Below are 18,249 nucleotides of genomic sequence, written 5' to 3' on the forward strand. Positions count from 1 at the left end.
CCAATTCCGTCAAACGACGAGTCCGGCTGCCGCAGCCGCCTCGCGCAGTGCCCGCAGTGCGGCGTCGTAATCGAAACGATTGACTGCACCCTCGAGCGCCCGATAGCTTCCACCAAACGCGTTGCGCAAGACGCTGGCCTGACTCGCCAGGAGATCACCGGCCTCAGCGTCGCTTTCCGCCAACAGGGCTGCCAGCCGCCGGCAGACCACCCCGAATTGGACCGGGTCGACCGGCACAGTTCCCTCTTCCGCCGGCCGTGGTGGCAGCTTCGCCAGCAATTCGGCGACCAACGCGGCGAGTATTCTAGCCGCAGAATCGAGCCGCGCATCAACCTGCGAACGCGACTGTGTCGCGGCAATCGCCTCCTCAAGCTTGCCCGCTTCGGCCTGCAGGTCGCACGCACCGATGCTTCCGGCCACGCCCTTCAGGCTGTGCGCCAGACGCTCGGCGGTCGACCAATCGGCGGCATCCAACGCCGCTGAAATTTCGCTCGGCACCATCCGCTGCCCGTCGACGAACTTGCGCAGCAGCGAGAGATACACGTGCTTCTTGCCCAAGACACGGCGCAGCCCGAGCGCCGTGTCGAGGCCGCCAATCGTCGCCAGTACGAGGTCGCCGTCCGCATCCGCTGGCTCAGGCGTGGCGACCGCCGGTGCTACCGATTGCCGCGGTGCAACCCACTTGATCAGCACGCGCCAAAGCTCATCCGGTTCGATCGGCTTGGCGACGAAATCGACCATGCCAGCCGCCATACACGCTTCGCGGTCGCTGACCAAAGCGTTGGCGGTCATGGCCACGATCGGCAATTCGCGACACATGGACAGCGAAGTGATCGCGCGCGTCGCCGCGACACCATCCAGGATCGGCAGATGCATGTCCATCAAGACGATGTCGTACGGCCGGCTGCGCGCCTTCTCCACCGCCATCTGCCCATCAACCGCCAGATCTACGACCAGGCCTGCGCCAGTCAACAATTCGATCGCAACCTGCTGGTTCAGGTCATTGTCCTCAACCAGCAGGATCTGCGCACCCTGGATCGCCGATAGGCGCTCGTCCACGGGACGCGGGACGACACTTTGCGGCGACAGATCTGTACGCTCGCCACCAATCAGGCGCATGGCCGTATCGAAGAGGAGCGATGCATTGACCGGCTTGAGGAGGACATCGCGAACACCCACCGTCGTTGCCTGCTCGAGCACCGTCTCGGAACTGTCGGCAGTAACGATGACGATATGCGGAGGAACCGGCAGTGATAGCAGCTGAAGCTGTTGGGCGGTCTCCAGTCCGCTCATTTCCGGCATCCGCCAATCAAGAAAAACAATCTCATACGGGTCATTGCGCGCAGCCCGCGCGACCTGCTCGACGGCCGCCGAACCACTCGCCACATCGTTGACGACGAACGTCATCGTTTTCAGGAGCTCACGCATTACGCTGCGAGCGGTTCGATTGTCATCGACCACCAACACCTTCCTGCCGCGCAGGTCCGGGCTGGGAAGGAGCGGGCGGGCACCGTCGGCCGCCCGCCCCAGGCGAGCGGTAAACCAGAAGACCGAGCCCTTGCCGTATTCGCTCCTGACACCGACCTCGCCGCCCATCAGCTCGACCAGTTTCTTTGAAATCGCGAGGCCCAAGCCTGTTCCGCCGAAGCGTCTCGTCGTCGACACATCGCCTTGCGAAAAGCTCTCGAACAGCCCCGCCAACTGGCCGCTGCTGAGACCTATGCCGGTGTCCTGAACGGCGAAATGCAGCAGGAGCGTTTTCTCGTTCGACTCCTGCACACTGACGCGAATCGCCACCTCACCTTCTTGAGTGAACTTGACGGCATTGTTGGCGTAGTTGATCAGCACCTGGCCTAGACGCAAGGGGTCGCCGACCACAACTGAAGGAACCGCCGGATCAACATCAATCACCAGTTCCAGATCCTTGGCACTGCTCTTTTCGGCAATCAGGTTGGCCACGTTATCAAGCACTTCTTCGAGCGCGAACTCGGTTTCCTCAATCGACAGCTTGCCAGCTTCGACTTTTGAAAAGTCAAGAATGTCGTTGACGATGCCTAGCAAGTGCTGGCCAGAATCCTGAATCTTTCGCGCGTAGTCGCGCTGCCGAGGAGTCAGTTCCGTCTTCGAGAGGAGGTGCGCCATGCCGATGATCGCGTTCATCGGCGTACGTATCTCGTGGCTCATGTTGGCGAGAAAGGCACTCTTCATCCGCGTCGTTTCTTCGACCAGCTCGGTCTGTTCCGCGTGAACTCGGCGAACCAGGTCTTCTGCCGCGCGCCTCTCGCTGATATCGCGAAAGACGACTACCGTGCCGATCAGCTTCTCGGCCTTGTAAAAAGGGGTGGTCGCGTATTCGACGATGAGTGGTCTGCCATCGCGCCGCCATAGGACTTCACAGTCGACCTTACGTGACTGCCCGTCGCATGAGGTCAAGCGCATGGCGCAGAGTTCGTAGGGAAGCTCGCTTCCATCAGGATAGGCGTAGTGAATCAACTCATGTACCGGCCGCCGAGCAAGCTCCTCGGTCGTATAACCAAGCAGCGCGGTCACCGCCCGATTGGCAAACATCATCCAGCCGTCCAGATCAATGCCCAATATTCCTTCATTGACTGCCCCGAGAATCAAGCGACTGTGTTCCTCAAGCACGGCAAGTTCGGCCGCCTGCTTTTCGAGTTGCGCTGCCTGCTGCTGGGTTGCTTCGAGCAAGCGGCTGGCGCGCGTGCTGCGCTCGATGATTTCGAGACTCAAGGCAACGATTGGCAGCAGGCCGTCGAGCAGAGCGAGTTGCTGGTCGTCGAAGGAGCGCAAGGTCGTCAGTTCGATTACCGCCAGCGGGCGGTCGGATCGCATCACCGGTGCGAGCAACGCTTTTCGCGCCACTTCACTCGCCCTTTCCTTGCCGACGGTTGGAGCTTCGCGCGGCATGGCGTCCGACAAGTCACTCGGGAACAGCCGCGTCCCGCGCGCCGCGCACTCGCCGATGGTTCCTTCACCGACCCTGATCAGGGCGTTGGTGCAACTTCCCGTGCCAAGAGTGGCGATCATCTTCAGCGTTGCGCGATCTTCGGTAACGATGAAGAATGCGCCGCGTTCCGCCCCCAACAGCGGCGCCAAGCCTGCCAGCAGTTTCTCGGCGAGTTCGGTGAACGTGCCCGCATCGCGGAGCAGTCCGGAGACCAGGGCAATGTTTGACCTGATCCAGCGTTCGGCCGCCATCGCTTCCTTCAGGCGCGCCAGCGCGGCTCCGTTCGGCACATCCTCGGCGGTCTGCGAGGCGACTCGATCCGAGTGAAGCATGCGGCCATCGGATGGTATGACGTTCGTCTGCTCGCTGCGCCCGCCTTCCCGCCGTCGTCTCCGCCAGATCGTAGCGAGGACGATGCCGGCCACCGTGACCAGCACGAGCAGGCAACCCAGGCTTGTGCTCAAGGCGGCTGCCTCACCAACCGGAGTCGAGCACCTTCTCGGCCCAGAACAGGCCACTCAAAGTCTTGGCGTCGGTAATCCGACCTTCGCGTGCTGCCTCCAGCGCCTCCGCCAGGGACAAGGTGAACACATCGATGAACTCGTTGTCGTCGAGTTCGCGTGGTGAGCAGCGCTGCACATTGCTGGCGAGAAAGATCTCGATACGCTCATCGGAATAGCCAACACAGGGATGCATCACGCCCAAGTGCCGCCATTGCTCGGCGACATAGCCGGTCTCCTCACGCAGTTCTCGCCTGGCAGTGTCGGCAGGCGTTTCGCCGGGATCGATCTTGCCGGCTGGCAGCTCAAGGAAGGGTCGTTGAAGTGGGTAGCGGTACTGGCGAACGAACAACAGGCGCTGATCGGCGCGCTGGGCAATGACGACCGCCGCACCCTGATGCTTGACGTACTCGCGTAAGCAAGTCCCGCCGTTCGGCAGCCGCACCCGGTCGCAGCGAACGTCGAGCAGGCTTCCCCGGAAGACCGATGTGCTGTCGATTTGGCTTTCCCGCAAGTGTTCGTACTCGTCTTCCATTGGCGAACTCACAACAAAAACGCCCCGCCAAGGCGGGGCGTCGGGATGAAGGTAGGCGCGGTCAAAGCCACAACGACCGGGCCAGCGTGTAGTGGCAAACCGACATCAGCCGACCCGGGAAGATGCCGAGCAGTGCCACCGCGAGACCATTGGCCGACAGCAGTATCTTCATGTCGATCGGCGCCTCGATCGGGGCTGTGCTCACCGGCGTATCGAAATACATGATCTTGACGACGCGCAGGTAGTAGAAACAACCGATTAGCGAGAATGCGACGGCGGTGATGGCCAACCAGAGGTAGCCGGCGGCAACGACCGCCTGCAGCACCGAGAACTTGGCAAAGAAGCCAACGAAAAACGGGATTCCGGCCATCGAAAACATCATCATCATCATTACGGCGGCAAACCAGGGACTGCGCTTGTTCAGCCCCTTGAAGTCGTTGAGATCGTCCGACTCCATCCCACCGCGAGCCAGGAGAAGGATGACCCCGAAGGTGCCAGCGCTGGTTAAAACATAAGTGATGACGTAGAACATCGAAGAGCTGTAGGCGTTCAGGCCGAAGCGAGCGTCGCCGCCGACCACTCCCGTAACGATGCCGAGCAGCATGAAGCCCATGTGCGAGATCGCCGAGTAAGCGAGCATGCGCTTCAGATTGGTTTGCGCGATGGCTGCAATATTGCCGACTGCCATCGAGAGCACTGAAAGCAGGATCAACATCGTCTGCCAGTCCTGAGCCAGCATGAGCAGTCCGTTAGCCAGCATACGGATGACCATGGCGAATGCAGCCAGCTTCGGAGCGGTAGCAATAAACAACGTGACGGCCGTCGGCGCCCCGTGGTAGACGTCGGGAATCCACATGTGGAAGGGCACGACGCCGAGCTTGAAGGCGATTCCGGAAACCACGAAGACCAGACCAAAAACCAGAATCGTCCGTTCTCCCTGATAGCCCATGGTCATCAGGCGCTCGGCTACCGCATTCATTTCGAGCGTGCCCACTGCCCCGTAGATCATCGAGATGCCGTACAGCAGCAGCCCGGAAGCAAGCGCACCAAGGACGAAATACTTCATCGCTGCCTCGGTAGCGGGGATCGAGTCCCGATTCATCGCGACCATTGCGTACAACGAGAGCGACAGCAGCTCGATACCGATATAGACCGAGAGGAAATGATTGGCGGAAATCATGACCATCATCCCGAGTGTCGCGAAAAGCGCGAGAACGTAGTACTCGCCTTTCGCCATCTGCTCACGCTCCAGCACGTAGCCACGCGAATAGAGCAGGACGATGATCACCGTCAGGTAAAGGAGCAGCTTGAGGACATCGCCGAGCAGGTCGGCAATGTACATGTTGCTGAAGGTAAAGCCGACGTCATTTGAAGCGGTGGCCAAAGTGACCACCGCCGCGCCGATCAGCGTCAGTTGCGTGGCCAGGAAAGTCACGGTGCGCTTGCCGTCCCTGACGAAGAGATCAAGGATCAGGACGAGGCACGCCATGAACAGCACGAAGATCTCTGCGCTGGCTAGGCGCAGATCGGGCATCTGGAACTGCAGTTCGGCAAGAGTCATAGCGGCTACCAGTTATTGGATCTTGCTCAAGGCAACGTGACGCAACAGTTCATTGACCGAGCTGTGCATGATTTCGGTGAAGGGCTGCGGATAGAGACCCATGACCAGGGTGCCGACGGCAAACAGCACGAAGACCAGGAACTCGCGCGCGTTGATGTCGGTCAGTTCAGCCACGTGATGATTGCTGACGGCGCCAAAAACGACGCGCTTGTACATCCAGAGCGTGTAAGCAGCCCCAACGATCATGGTCGTCGCAGCCGCAAAGGCGATCCAGAAATTGTGGCCGACCGCAGCCAGGATGACCATGAACTCGCCGACGAATCCTGAAGTCGCCGGCAACCCGGCGTTAGCCATGGCAAAGAGCATGAAGAACGCGGCAAACTTCGGCATGCGATTGACTACGCCGCCGTAGTCCGCGATTTGTCGCGAGTGTGCTCGGTCGTACATGACGCCGATCGAGAAGAACATGGCCCCGGAAACGAAGCCGTGCGAAATCATCTGGACCAAAGCGCCTTCGATCGCCAAGGCACTGAACATGAAGAAGCCGAGCGTGACGAAACCCATGTGGGCAATCGAAGAATAGGCGACGAGCTTCTTCATGTCGTCCTGGACCAGCGCGACGAAGCCGATGTAGATGATGGCAATCAACGACAGCCCGACGACCATGCCGGCCATCGCGTGCGAAGCGTCCGGAGCGATTGGCAACGAGAAGCGCAGAAAGCCGTACGCACCGAGCTTCAGGGCGATCGCGGCAAGGACGATCGAGCCCCCGGTCGGGGCTTCGACGTGCGCATCGGGTAGCCAGGTGTGTACCGGCCACATCGGAACCTTGACCGCAAAGGCAACCAGGAAAGCCAGGAACAGCCAGGTCTGGGCGTTGAGCGCAAGGGGCATCTTGTGCCAGTCGAGGATGGCAAAGCTGCCACCCGACTGCATGTACAGATAGAGGAGCGCGATCAGGAAGAGCAGGGACCCGAAAAGCGTGAACAGGAAGAACTTGAACGCTGCGTAGACGCGCCGAGGGCCGCCCCAGATCCCGATGATCAGATAGAGCGGGATGAGCGAGGCTTCAAAGAAGACGTAAAACAGCACACCGTCGAGGGCGGAAAATATTCCGTTCAGCAGACCCGACATGATCAGGAAGCCGGCGTTGTACTGCGCAACCTTGCTCTCGATCACCTGCCAGCCAGCAAGGACGACGGTAACCGTGATGAAGCTGTTGAGGATCACGAAGGGCATCGATATGCCATCGACCCCGAGATGGTAGTTGGCGTTGAAGCCCCTTATCCAGGGACTCAGCTCGACGAACTGCATCGCCGGCGTACTCATGTCGAAACCCGTGTAGAGGGGAATCGTCACGAGCAGGCCGGCAAGTGCACCGATCAGCGACAACATCCGGGCCAATGGTGCATTGCGATCAGAGCCCGTCGCCAGTACGACCAGCCCGGCGAGGATCGGTACCCAGATGGCAAGAGAGAGAAGCGGCGTGCCTGACATATCGTTCCCAGTCTTCCTCAGCTCAGGCGCGCGTGACCCACAGGGTCATCAGAATGAACACGCCGATAATCATCGTAAATGCGTAGTGGTAGATGTGCCCTGTTTGGAAAAGGCGAGCCAGGGTCGCAAACCAGGCAACCAGGCGGGTTGCACCATTGACGATCACACCATCGATCAGACCAGCGTCACCGCCCTTCCACAGTCCCTTGCCGAGCAGACGCGCGCCGCCGGCAAAAACGACCTCGTTGAAACGGTCGAAGTAATACTTGTTGTCGAGCAGCGTGTAGATGAACCCGCTACGCTCCTTGATGGCCGCCGGGATATCGGGGCGCTTCATGTACATGAACCAGGCGCTGGCGACGCCGAGCAAGGCGAGCCAGAACACGGGTGTGGTGACCGCGTGCGTGGCCATCGCGAAAGCACCGTGGAAGTGGCTCGCAAGCTCCACCATCACCGGGTGCGCGGTCGAGTCAACGACGATGGCGCCCTTGAAGAAGTCGCCAAACAGCATTGGCTCGATCGCGACAAAGCCAATGATCACCGAGGGGATCGCCAGCATGATCAGCGGCAGCGTCACCACCCAAGGCGTTTCGTGCGGTTTCTGGCCGGGAGCCAGGCCGTGGTGTTCTTCGGCGTGTGCCTGATCGGCATGATGCGCGCCGTGTCCATCGTCGCCCGCCAAGTGAGCGTGTGCGGCGTCGTGGGCTACCGCGTGTGCACTCGTCGCGTGTCCAGCGCCGTGCGCGTGGTGCGCCGCTCGGCCGAAGCGTTCCTCGCCGTGAAAGACGAGAAAGTACATGCGGAAGGAATAGAAGGCGGTGACGAAGACCCCCGCCATCACGGCAAAATAGGCAAAGCCTGAGCCCGGGAGATGTGAAAGGGCGACCGCCTCAATGATCGAATCCTTGGAATAGAAGCCGGCAAAGAAGGGCGTGCCAATCAACGCCAGCGATCCGATCAGGGAAGTGATCCAGGTAATCGGCATATACTTGCGCAGACCGCCCATGTTCCGGATGTCCTGGTCGTGATGCATGCCGATGATCACCGAGCCCGCGGCCAGGAAGAGAAGCGCTTTGAAGAAGGCGTGCGTCATCAGGTGGAAAATCGCCACCGAGTAGGCCGAAGCGCCCAGCGCGACCGTCATGTAACCCAGTTGTGACAGCGTCGAATAAGCCACGACGCGCTTGATGTCGTTCTGGATGATCCCGAGAAAACCCATGAACAGGGCGGTCAGCGCGCCGATGACGATGACGAAGGAGAGTGCCGTGTCGGACAATTCGAAGAGCGGCGACATTCGAGCGACCATGAAGATCCCCGCCGTTACCATCGTCGCAGCGTGAATCAGGGCAGAAATCGGCGTCGGACCTTCCATCGAATCAGGCAGCCAGACGTGCAGCGGTACCTGAGCCGACTTGCCCATGGCACCAACAAACAACAGTATGCAAACCGCCGTAAGCAAGGCGACGCCACCCTTTTCGGCGCCAAACAAGGCGATCGTTTCGCCGGCCAGGGCAGGCGCCTTGGCGAAGACGGCCGCATAGTCGAGCGTACCGAAGTAGGTGAGAACCAGGCCGATGCCGAGAATGAACCCAAAGTCGCCAACGCGATTGACCAGGAAAGCTTTCAGATTGGCGAAAATCGCACTCGGTCGCGTGTACCAGAAACCGATCAGCAAGTAGGACACCAGGCCGACAGCTTCCCAGCCGAAAAAGAGCTGCATGAAGTTGTTGCTCATGACCAGCATCAACATCGAGAAGGTGAACAGCGAGATATAGCTGAAGAAACGGTTGTAGCCCGGATCGTCCTGCATGTAGCCGATGGTGTAGATGTGCACCATCAGCGAGACGAAGGTGACGACCAGCATCATCGTGACGGTCAGTTGATCGATCAGGAAACCGACTTCGAACTGATACTCGCCAGAGCTCAGCCAGCGATAAACCGGGCCATTGTAGGTATTGCCGGCCATCACATCCTTGAAGATGACGAAAGACGCGGCACAGGAAATCGCAACCCCGGCAATCGTTACCGTATGCGCCAACCAGCGCGGAATCACCCGGCAGAACAGGCCGGCAATGATGGCGCCGAGCAAGGGTGCCAGCGGGACAAGCAGGTACAGCTTTTGCATTTCCATGATCAACCCTTCAGGCTGTCCAGATCATCCACGTGGATGGTCTTCAGATTGCGGAACAGCACCACGAGAATCGCCAGCCCGATAGCCGACTCGGCCGCCGCCACGGTCAGGATGAAGAAGACGAAAACCTGTCCACCAAGATCCTGCATGTAATGCGAAAAAGCGATGAAATTCATATTGACGGCGAGCAGCATCAACTCGATCGACATCAGGATGATGATCAGGTTCTTGCGGTTGAGAAAAATGCCGACGATGCTGATCGCGAAAAGAATCGCGCCCAGGATCAGAAAATGGGACAGTGTGAGCAAGGTGCCTCCCTGATTCCTTTTGCTTCGAGCGGCACAGAGCACCGCCGCCCGGTCTTATACCTGTTGTGCTTCGATCGCCTAGTTGTCGCGCTTCTCGGCAGGCATCGAGAGCACGCGCACGCGATCCTTCCACTTGACGAAAACCTGCTGCCCCGGACTTACCGCCTTGTTCTTCCGCTTCTCGCGCTGAGTCAGGGCGACGGCGGCGACGATCCCGACCAGCAGGATGACCGATGCCAATTCGAAGGGATAGACGTAATCGGTGAACAGCAGGCGTCCGACCGCCTGCACGTTGCTGTCCTCAGTGGTCGCCTGTCGCACGCTACTCTCCAGCAGACCAAGCTGGCGGCCGCCGAGCACGAGTGCCATTTCGGCGACCATCAGCAGCGCAATGATCGACCCCAGCGGGAGATAGCTCCAGAAACCCTCGCGCAAGCGGTCCAGATTGATGTCGAGCATCATCACGACGAACAGGAAAAGGACCATCACCGCACCGACATAGACCAGAATCAGCGCCATGGCGAGAAACTCGGCCTGTAGCAACATCCAGATACCGCTCGCCGAGAAAAAGGCGAGGACGAGATAGAGCGCGGCATGTACTGGATTGCGCGCGGTGATGACGCGCAGCGCAGCCAGCAACAGCACGCCCGACAGAAAGAAGAAAACGAAGGTTCGGAATTCCATCGTGGCGCCCCGTCAGCGGTACTTTGAATCGAGTGCGCGGTCGGCGGCAATCTGGGTTTCGTACCGATCGCCATTCGCCAACAGCATCGCCTTTGTATAATAGAGGTCGCCGCGCACTTCGCCGTGGTACTCGTAGACCCTGGTCTCGACGATTGCGTCGACCGGGCAGGCCTCCTCGCAAAAGCCGCAGAATATGCACTTGGTCAAGTCGATGTCGTAGCGCGTCGTGCGGCGCGAGCCATCGTCGCGCTGATCGGACTCGATGGTAATCGCCATCGCCGGGCAAACGGCTTCGCAAAGCTTACAGGCAATGCAGCGCTCTTCACCATTGGGATAGCGCCGCAAGGCATGCAAGCCGCGAAAGCGAAAGCTCTGTGGAGTCTTTTCCTCGGGATATTGCACGGTGATCTTGCGCGCGAACATGTAGCGCCCGGTAACCGACAAGCCCTTGAACAGCTCCCTGAGCAGCAGGCTGTTGAAAATCTCCTTCATCGAACCCATGACTGGCCTCTCACTGCCAAATGTTCAAAGGCGACATCATCCAGCACCCGACGACGACCAGCCAGATCAGGCAAAGCGGGATGAAGACCTTCCAGCCCAGGCGCATGATCTGATCGTAGCGGTAGCGCGGATAAGTGGCGCGCACCCAAAGGAAGATGAACAGGACGGCGGAAATCTTGACGAACAGCCAGAAAATACCGTCCGGAAGGAAACCGACCGGCGACAGCCAGCCGCCCAGAAAGAGGATCGAGGTCAGCGTCGAGACCAGGATCATGTTGGCGTATTCGGCCAGGAAGAAGACCGCGAAGGCCATGCCGGAATACTCGACGTGGAAACCGACAATCTCCGACTCGCCTTCGGCCAAGTCGAAAGGCGCCCGGTTGGTCTCAGCCACGATGGCAACCAGATAAACCACGAACATCGGAAGTAGCGGCAGCCAGTTCCAGGAAAGGAAGCCAATTCCGTTTTCGGCGAAATAGCCTTTCCCCTGTCCCTGCACGATGTCGCCCAGGTTGAGGCTGTTCGATACCATGAGAACGACGACCAGCGCCAAACCCATCGCGACCTCGTACGAAATCATTTGCGCCGCCGAGCGCATGCTGCCGAGAAAGGCATACTTGGAGTTCGACGCCCAGCCGGAAAGGATGATCCCGTACACGCCAATCGAGGTCACCGACATGATGTAGAGCAGGCTGGCATCGACGTCGGCGAGGACGAGATGGTCGGTAAACGGAATTACTGCCCACGCGGCGAGGGCCGGCGCAAAGGCGAACATCGGCGCCAGAAGGAAAACGCTCTTGTCTGCGCCGGTGGGAATCACCACCTCTTTGAGGAGCAGCTTGAGGCCGTCGGCGATCGGCTGGATCAGGCCCCAGGGACCGACACGGTTGGGGCCAATGCGCACCTGCATCCAGCCGATGACCTTGCGCTCGACAAAAGTGAGGTAGGCGACGCCGAGCAGGAGCGGCGCAATGATCAGGACGATCTTGAGCACCGTCCAGACGAGCGGGTAAACCGGCCCGAACAAGCCTTGCAACATTGCCTGCAGCGCTTCCACCATCATGCTCGCTCCACGTTGATCGCACCGAACATCTCGCCCAGCGTCGCGGTCAACGCGTGGCCAGCAGCCACACGGATGCAGTCGGGAGGCACCGTAGCATCGGCGACGAGCGCCAGCAGGGCTTCGCCACCAGCTTGTTTGACCCGTACCGTAGCGCCCTCGCTCAGCCCCAGTCTGGCCAGCGTAGCAGCGCACGCACGAGCCGCCGGCGCTGCCGCGTCGCGTGTCTTCTGCAATGCCGGCGCGCGCCGAACGAGCGCGTCGGCAAAATGGATCGGCACGTCGGCGATGCGCTGCAGACCGCCCGCTTTGCCAGGCAAGGACAGCGCAGACTCGCGCAAGCCGTTGTCCAGACCGCCAACAAAACCCTCGGCGAGCGGCGTGATATCGGCACGCACCTGCTCGCTCGTTTCGTAGGCAAAGCCAGGCAGTTCGAGCAGGTTGCCGAGGACTCGCAGGACCTTCCAGCCCGGGCGTGCATCGGCAAACGGGCGTAGCGCCCCGCTGAAACTCTGGATTCGCCCCTCAGTGTTGACAAAGCTACCTGAGGTCTCGCTGAAGGGCGCAATCGGCAGCAGCGCGTCGGCATGGTCGCACGCTGCGCCGTCAGCGAAGGCGCTGAGAGCAACGACAAAGTCGGCCGAGCGCAGAGCGGAAGTGGCCATCTGTGGGTCGTGGCAATCGAGCTCGGGTTCGACGCCAAGCAGGATATAGGCCTTGCGCGGCCGCGCGAACATCTCGTACGCGTTGAGCGAGGTCGGAACGGCTTGGGCCAGATGGCCACCAACGCTGTTCGCCGCTTCACCGATGAAGCCGCAACTTGCCCCGGTCAGTTCGGCCAAGGCGTTGGCCAGGGCGTGCAATTGTCCGGCGTACGGACTCTGCTCGGCGGCATTGCCGAGAAAGATCGCGCTTTTCTCGCCCTCGATCAGACTTCTGGCAATGGCCTGGCTGGCGGCGCAGGTGGTCACCGATTCCACGCCCGCCGGCAGCGGCTTGCCTTGCTGTTCGGCTGCAGCTTTCACCACGGCCGCCAGCGCTACCGGCAGGTCCGCCGGGGAAACGGCCATCCGGGCATGCAGCGGGAGCAATGGATCGTCGGCGCTGACCGAGACCAAGCTGACCTTGCCCCACTTTCTGGCCAACTGGCGCAGACGTTGCGCGAATAGAGGGTGATCCTTGCGCAGGAAGCTGCCGACGACGAGCGCCGCGTCGAGTTGGGAGATTTCGGCCAGCTTCATACCGAGCCAGGGAACGCCGAGGCGTTTGCCGTCGGTCGAGAAATCGCGCCGCCGCGGGCGAAAATCGACATTCCCCGAGCCCAGCCCGCGCGTCAGCTTCTGGAGCAGGAACAGCTCTTCCAGCGTCGCGTGCGGAGAACCCAGGGCAGCGATCGATTCGCCGCCGTGCTGTCTGGCGATGTCGCGCAAGGCGTGCGCAACATAGTCGAGGGCGACGTTCCACTCAACCTCGCGCAGAGCCCCGTCGATGCGGATCAGCGGCTTGCCCAGGCGCGCCGGGGAGTTCAGCGCTTCGTAGGAGAAGCGGTCCTTGTCGGAGATCCAGCACTCATTGACGTCCTCGTTTTCGCGCGGCAGGGCTCGCATCACGACGTTGTTCTTGATCTGCAGCGTCAAGTTGGTTCCCAGACTATCGTGCGGGCTGATCGAGCGGCGGCGCGCCAGCTCCCAACTGCGCGCCGAATAACGGAAAGGCTTGGAGGTGAGCGCGCCGACCGGGCAGAGGTCGATCATGTTCCCGGACAACTCGGAATCGACCGAGCGACCCAGAAAGGTGACAATTTCCGAGTGCATATTGCGGTTCGCCATGCCCAGTTCCATGACGCCGGCGATTTCCTGACCGAAGCGCACACAGCGCGTACAGTGGATACAGCGGGTCATCTCCTGCATCGAGATCAGCGGACCGACGTCCTTGTACATGACCACGCGCTTGCTTTCCTGATAGCGTGACGCACCGCCGCCATAGCCTACCGCCAGGTCCTGCAACTGACACTCGCCACCTTGGTCGCAGATCGGACAGTCGAGCGGGTGGTTGATCAGGAGAAACTCCATCACACCCTTCTGCGCCTTCACGGCAAGATCGGAATGTGTGAAGACCTTCATGCCGTTGGTCACCGGAGTGGCGCAAGCCGGCAGCGGCTTCGGGGCCTTTTCGACCTGGACCAAGCACATCCGACAATTGGCGGCGATCGACAACTTCTTGTGGTAGCAGAAGTGCGGGATGTAGGCACCCACCTGTTGCGCGGCATCCATGATCGTGCCGCCATCCGGCACGTGCGCCAGCTTGCCGTCAATTTCGATGTCCATCGTGTCGTACCCTAAACGCTAGCCTTGAAGAAGCCACTGCCGGCGCGCTGCAGCTCAACGGGCACGAGGCACTTCCTGTGTTCGATGTGGTACGCGAACTCGTCGCGAAAATGCTTGATGAAGCTCTGTACCGGCATTGACGCGGCGTCACCCAGTGCGCAGATCGTCCGCCCCATGATGTTGCTGGTTACGCTGGACAGCAGATCAAGGTCGTCGGGCCGTCCATGACCGTGCTCGATACGGTGCACGACCTTGTACAGCCAACTCGTTCCTTCGCGACAAGGCGTGCACTGCCCGCAGGATTCCTCGTAGTAGAAGAAGGAAAGACGCTCGAGCGCCTTGACCATGCACGTTGTTTCATCCATCACGATCACCGCGCCAGAACCGAGCATCGAACCGGCTTTGCTGATCGAATCGTAGTCCATCGTGCATTCCATCATCGCCGCCGCCGGCACGACCGGAGCCGACGATCCACCGGGAATGCAGGCTTTCAGCTTGCGCCCGTGGCGCACGCCGCCGGCCATTTCGAGCAGGGTCGCGAACGGTGTGCCGAGCGGAACCTCGTAGTTGCCCGGCCGATTGACATGACCGGACACCGAAAAAAGCTTGGTACCGCCGTTATTCGCTTTGCCCGCGTCGAGATACGCTTCGCCGCCCAGGTTGATGATGTAGGGAACGGAGGCAAAAGTCTCGGTGTTGTTGATCGTCGTCGGCTTGCCGTAGAGACCGAACGACGCCGGGAAAGGCGGCTTGAAACGCGGCTGCCCCTTCTTCCCTTCGATCGATTCGAGCAGCGCCGTTTCCTCGCCGCAGATATACGCGCCGTAGCCGTGGTGCGCGAAAAGCTCGAAATTGAACCCCGAGCCAAGGATGTTCGCACCCAGAAAACCCGCTGCCCGCGCCTCGGCCAGAGCCTCTTCGAAGCGCTCGTAGATCTCCCAAATCTCGCCGTGAATGTAGTTGTAGCCGCGCCCGGCGCCCATCGCGTAGCCCGCGATCACCATGCCCTCGATGACCGAATGCGGGTTGTAACGCAGGATGTCGCGGTCTTTGAAGGTGCCCGGTTCTCCTTCGTCGGAATTGCACACGACATACTTGTCGCCGGGGAACGAGCGCGGCATGAAGCTCCATTTCAGGCCGGTCGGGAACCCCGCGCCACCACGCCCACGCAGCACCGACTTCTTGACCTCGTTGATCACCTGTTCCTGCGGCAGCTTGCCCTCGAGCACACGGCGCAGCGCGGAATAGCCTCCCCGTTTGACGTAATCGGCCAAGCGCCACGCGTTGTCGCCGTCCAAACCGACGCTGAGCATCGGGTTGATTGCCCCAAGGATTGCCATTACTTGAGCTCCGCCAACAGTTTGTCGATCTGCTCCGGGTCCATCCAGCTACACATCCGGCGGTTGTTGACGATCATCACCGGCGCATCGCCACAAGCCCCCATGCACTCGCCTTCCTTCAGCGTGATCAGACCGTCGGCGGTCGTTTCGTTGTAGCCAATCCCGAGCTTTTTCTTCAGGTACTCGCCAGCATCGACTCCCCCGCTGAGCATGCACGGCAGGTTGGTGCAAACCGAGATCTTGTACTTGCCGACCGGTTTCAGGTCGTACATGTTGTAGAAGGTCGCCACCTCAAGAGCTGCTATCGGCGGCATCGCCAGATAGCCGGCGACGAACTCGATCGCCTCGCCGGGCAACCAGCCCAGTTCCTCCTGTGCAATGGCGAGCGCCGCCATCACCGCCGACTGCTTCTGATCAGCCGGATACTTGGCTATTTCGCGATCGATTCTCGCGATCGATTGTGAACTCAACATCAGCGGTCAATCTCGCCAAAAACAACGTCCTGCGATCCAATGATGGTCACCACATCGGCCAGCATGTGGCCACAGACCATTTCGTTCATGGCCGACAGGTGAACGTACCCGGGCGCGCGAATCTTCAAGCGATACGGCTTGTTCGCTCCGTCGGACACCAGATAGATGCCGAACTCGCCTTTCGGATGCTCAACCGCCGAATACACCTCTCCCGCCGGCACATGTATTCCCTCGGTGCACAGCTTGAAGTGGTGAATCAGTTCTTCCATGTTCGACTTCATCGCCTCGCGGCTCGGCGGAGCCACTTTGTGGTTGTCCGAGATGACCGGGCCGGGGTTCTGCCGCAGCCAGTCGATGCATTGCTTGACGATGCGATTCGCCTGGCGCATTTCCTCCATGCGAACGAGGTAGCGATCGTACGAGTCGCCGTTCACACCCACCGGAATGTCGAAGTCAACCCGATCATAAACCTCGTACGGCTGCTTTTTGCGCAGATCCCAGGCGATCCCTGAGCCACGCAGCATCGGCCCGGTGAAACCACGCTGCAGCGCACGCTCGGGCGAGACGATGCCGACGTCGACCAAGCGTTGTTTCCAGATTCTGTTGTCGGTCAGCAGCGTCTCGTACTCGTCGAGCAACTTCGGGAAGCGGTTCACGAAGTCTTCGAGGAAGTCGAGCAAGGAGCCGCTGCGCACCTCATTGAGCGCCTTGACCTGCGTCGCGCTGTGCCACTTCGATTCGCGATATTGCGGCATGCTGTCGGGCAGGTCACGGTAGACGCCACCCGGACGGTAATAAGCCGCGTGCATGCGCGCACCGGACACCGCTTCGTAGCAATCGACCAGATCCTCGCGCTCGCGGAAGGCGTAAAGGACCATGGTCATCGCACCGACATCCAGGCCGTGGCAACCCACCCAGAGCAGGTGGTTGAGGATGCGCGTGATCTCGTCGAACATCACGCGGATGTACTGGGCACGGATCGGCACTTCGATCTGCAGCAGACGTTCGATTGCCATGCAATAGGCGTGCTCGTTACACATCATCGACATGTAGTCAAGCCGGTCCATATAGGGCACCGACTGAATCCAGGTCTTGTTCTCGGCCAGTTTCTCGGTCGCCCGATGCAGCAAGCCGATGTGCGGGTCAGCCCGCATGACGACCTCACCGTCGAGTTCGAGCACCATGCGCAGCACACCATGCGCCGCCGGGTGTTGCGGCCCGAAGTTCAGGGTAAAGTTGCGCAGTTCAGGCATTGTCGGTGTTCCCGTAGGTCGACTCGCGAACGATTCGCGGCGTCACCTCGCGCGGTTCGATGGTCACCGGCTCATAGATGACGCGTTGCTGATCCGGGTCGTAGCGCATTTCGACGTAGCCCGAAAGGGGGAAATCCTTGCGGAACGGATGGCCAATGAAGCCATAGTCGGTAAGGATACGCCGCAGGTCGGTGTGCCCCGGAAAGACGATGCCGTACAGGTCGAAAGCCTCGCGTTCGAACCAATCGGCGCAGTTCCAGATTGCGGTCACCGAAGGCAGCGACGGAAAGTCGTCGTCCGGCGCGAAGGCGCGCACGCGCAAACGCCAGTTGCGGCTGACCGAGAGCAGGTGCACCACCGCCGCAAAACGTCGCCCGGTGCGCGGCACGTTGGCATAGGTCGAGTAATCGACGCCACACAGATCGATCAGCTCCTCGAACGCCAGGGCAGGCTCGTCGCGCAGCGACATCATTACAGGGAGATAATCGGCCGCGTCCACCTCAAGGGTGACCTCACCGAAGGCCACCTCGAGGGACTTGACTCGATCACCGAGATGCGTGTTCAGCGTCTTGCTAAGCGCTTCCAGCGTGGCGGACATGAGTCACACTCTTGGTTGGTTGGGGGGTGTCGGGGATCAACGGGCGATCGTGCTCGTTCGACGAATCTTGTTCTGCAGCTGAATCAAGCCATAAATGAGCGCTTCGGCCGTTGGCGGGCAACCCGGCACGTAAATGTCTACCGGAACGATGCGGTCGCAACCACGCACCACCGAATACGAATAATGGTAGTAGCCACCCCCGTTGGCGCACGAACCCATCGAAATCACCCAGCGCGGCTCGGCCATCTGGTCGTAGACCTTGCGCATTGCCGGCGCCATCTTGTTGGTCAGCGTACCGGCCACCACCATGACATCGGACTGACGGGGGCTGGGCCGGAAGACGATGCCGAAGCGGTCAAGGTCGTAACGTGAACAACCGGCGTGAATCATCTCGATGGCGCAACACGCAAGGCCGAAAGTCATCGGCCAGAGCGAACCGGTACGGACGTAGTTGATCAGCTTGTCCGCGGTCGTCGTGACGAAACCTTCTTGCAGGATGCCTTCGATGCCCATGAT

15 protein-coding genes are annotated in these 18,249 nt (G+C 60.4%); all 15 read right to left on the reverse strand.

Features of this window, described 5'->3' with window-relative positions; all coding sequences use genetic code 11:
- Positions 1-9 precede the first annotated feature (9 nt).
- On the reverse strand, positions 10-3,429 hold the full coding sequence (locus Q1L59_RS12060; RefSeq protein ID WP_300332524.1) for a response regulator: 3,420 nt from the start codon (positions 3,427-3,429) through the stop codon (positions 10-12).
- Between the two features lie 10 nt (positions 3,430-3,439).
- A complete protein-coding gene (locus Q1L59_RS12065) occupies positions 3,440-4,000 on the reverse strand; it encodes an NUDIX hydrolase (RefSeq protein ID WP_300332526.1) in 561 nt (186 codons plus the stop codon).
- Between the two features lie 61 nt (positions 4,001-4,061).
- Positions 4,062-5,546 carry an NADH-quinone oxidoreductase subunit NuoN gene (gene nuoN / locus Q1L59_RS12070; RefSeq protein WP_300332564.1) on the reverse strand — a complete coding sequence of 495 codons (1,485 nt, stop codon included), beginning with the start codon at positions 5,544-5,546 and terminating at the stop codon, positions 4,062-4,064.
- 27 nt (positions 5,547-5,573) lie between these two features.
- A complete protein-coding gene (locus Q1L59_RS12075) occupies positions 5,574-7,058 on the reverse strand; it encodes an NADH-quinone oxidoreductase subunit M (protein WP_300332528.1) in 1,485 nt (494 codons plus the stop codon).
- A 22-nt stretch (positions 7,059-7,080) separates the two neighbouring features.
- A complete protein-coding gene (nuoL, locus tag Q1L59_RS12080) occupies positions 7,081-9,189 on the reverse strand; it encodes an NADH-quinone oxidoreductase subunit L (RefSeq protein ID WP_300332530.1) in 2,109 nt (702 codons plus the stop codon).
- A gap of 2 nt (positions 9,190-9,191) precedes the next feature.
- Entirely contained in the window at positions 9,192-9,497 is a 306-nt protein-coding gene (gene nuoK / locus Q1L59_RS12085) for an NADH-quinone oxidoreductase subunit NuoK (protein ID WP_300332532.1), read from the reverse strand.
- A 78-nt stretch (positions 9,498-9,575) separates the two neighbouring features.
- A complete protein-coding gene (locus Q1L59_RS12090; RefSeq protein WP_300332534.1) occupies positions 9,576-10,181 on the reverse strand; it encodes an NADH-quinone oxidoreductase subunit J in 606 nt (201 codons plus the stop codon).
- A gap of 12 nt (positions 10,182-10,193) precedes the next feature.
- Positions 10,194-10,682, reverse strand: coding sequence for an NADH-quinone oxidoreductase subunit NuoI (gene nuoI, locus Q1L59_RS12095; protein WP_300332536.1), 489 nt, complete (start codon positions 10,680-10,682; stop codon positions 10,194-10,196).
- A 10-nt stretch (positions 10,683-10,692) separates the two neighbouring features.
- Positions 10,693-11,745 carry an NADH-quinone oxidoreductase subunit NuoH gene (gene nuoH, locus Q1L59_RS12100; RefSeq protein ID WP_300332538.1) on the reverse strand — a complete coding sequence of 351 codons (1,053 nt, stop codon included), beginning with the start codon at positions 11,743-11,745 and terminating at the stop codon, positions 10,693-10,695.
- Positions 11,742-14,069: an NADH-quinone oxidoreductase subunit NuoG gene (nuoG, locus tag Q1L59_RS12105; protein ID WP_300332539.1), complete on the reverse strand. Its 2,328-nt coding sequence runs from the start codon at positions 14,067-14,069 to the stop codon at positions 11,742-11,744. Before nuoG ends, nuoH begins: the two co-directional genes overlap by 4 nt.
- An 11-nt stretch (positions 14,070-14,080) precedes the next feature.
- Positions 14,081-15,382 carry an NADH-quinone oxidoreductase subunit NuoF gene (gene nuoF / locus Q1L59_RS12110; protein WP_300332565.1) on the reverse strand — a complete coding sequence of 434 codons (1,302 nt, stop codon included), beginning with the start codon at positions 15,380-15,382 and terminating at the stop codon, positions 14,081-14,083.
- Between the two features lie 26 nt (positions 15,383-15,408).
- The gene (gene nuoE, locus Q1L59_RS12115; RefSeq protein WP_300332540.1) at positions 15,409-15,882 is read right to left on the reverse strand and encodes an NADH-quinone oxidoreductase subunit NuoE; all 474 of its coding nucleotides are present in this window, start codon (positions 15,880-15,882) and stop codon (positions 15,409-15,411) included.
- Positions 15,882-17,135 carry an NADH-quinone oxidoreductase subunit D gene (locus Q1L59_RS12120; protein ID WP_300332542.1) on the reverse strand — a complete coding sequence of 418 codons (1,254 nt, stop codon included), beginning with the start codon at positions 17,133-17,135 and terminating at the stop codon, positions 15,882-15,884. The genes nuoE and Q1L59_RS12120 overlap by 1 nt, the downstream gene beginning before the upstream one ends.
- Positions 17,128-17,733 (reverse strand): NADH-quinone oxidoreductase subunit C, encoded by a 606-nt coding sequence (locus Q1L59_RS12125; protein ID WP_300332543.1) that lies wholly within the window; start codon positions 17,731-17,733, stop codon positions 17,128-17,130. Before Q1L59_RS12125 ends, Q1L59_RS12120 begins: the two co-directional genes overlap by 8 nt.
- Positions 17,734-17,769: 36 nt before the next feature.
- A complete protein-coding gene (locus Q1L59_RS12130; protein ID WP_300332544.1) occupies positions 17,770-18,246 on the reverse strand; it encodes an NADH-quinone oxidoreductase subunit B in 477 nt (158 codons plus the stop codon).
- Between the last annotated feature and the right edge of the window lie 3 nt (positions 18,247-18,249).

The sequence above is a fragment of the Accumulibacter sp. genome (assembly GCF_029255125.1).
In the GTDB taxonomy this organism is placed as follows: Bacteria; Pseudomonadota; Gammaproteobacteria; order Burkholderiales; family Rhodocyclaceae; genus Accumulibacter.